Raw genomic sequence first — 892 nt, forward strand, 5'->3', positions numbered from 1 at the left:
CGGCTCCACCCACAGCCGCCGCAGCGCCCCCGCGGCCTCCAGCGTCGCCTTCGCCTCCGGCAGGGTCCGCACGGAGACGTCGGGCCGCAGCCGCTCCAGCAGCAACACGCCCTCGCTCCCGCCCCCGAGCACCTGGACGGCCCCGAGCCCGCCCCAGTGCGTCAGCGCGGCCAGCTCGGCGGCGGGCCGGAACCGCTCGGGCGCGATCTTCAGCACGGCGGGACTCCCGTCCCCCCGCCTCACCAGCACGACGAGACTGCTGCGCCCCCCGGGCACCTGCACCCGCTCGACACTCACCCCGCACGCGGCGACAGCCCGCTCGGCGACGCCGGGCAACCCCTCCAGCCAGGCGGCAGCCCCCGGCACACTCTCGGAAAGCGCCCTGACCAACCGCTGAGGCGGCTCGATGTGCGGCATGCGTGAGGTGTTCCCTTCCCGTTCCTGACCGACCAACCCGACCCCACCCGTCACTCCACCGACGCCGGGTGAGTGCCCACCAGCTCAGCGACCGCTCCCGGCCACCGGCCGCGAAAGAGCCGATGTCACGCCCCCGCCGACGGAGTCACCCCCGCTGAAGCGGCCGAATCCCGGCCACCCCGCTCGGGGAGCCCAGGGAAGGGTACGCGGCCTCCACCCCACCGCACCGCCCGCACCGCGGCCTCCCGCAACGCCCCGGCCGCATCGCCCCGCCGGGTGCCGGAGGTGGCCCGCACCAGGTCGGAGTACACCCCGGAGATCCGCTCCTCCAGTTCCGCGGCGAGCCGTACGGCGGCGTCGGGGCCCTCGACGGGGAACGGCAGCGCGTACCCGGCGTCCGCGGCGACGGGCTCGGCGCCGAGGTCCCGGGCGGTGCGGGCCAGTGCGTCCCGGCGGGCCCGGTGGGCGTCCCACG

At 77.1% G+C, this 892-nt stretch carries 2 protein-coding genes; both read right to left on the minus strand.

What is annotated here, in order from left to right; translation table 11 throughout:
• A partial coding sequence (locus tag ACVNF4_RS36515) for an aminoglycoside phosphotransferase family protein (protein WP_461807105.1) occupies positions 1–417 on the minus strand: 417 nt, incomplete at its 3' end.
• Between the two features lie 125 nt (positions 418–542).
• Positions 543–892, minus strand: a 350-nt coding sequence (locus ACVNF4_RS36520; protein ID WP_461807106.1) for a ferritin-like domain-containing protein, incomplete at its 5' end; no start/stop codon positions are given.

It is taken from the genome of Streptomyces sp. S6 (genome assembly GCF_054880855.1).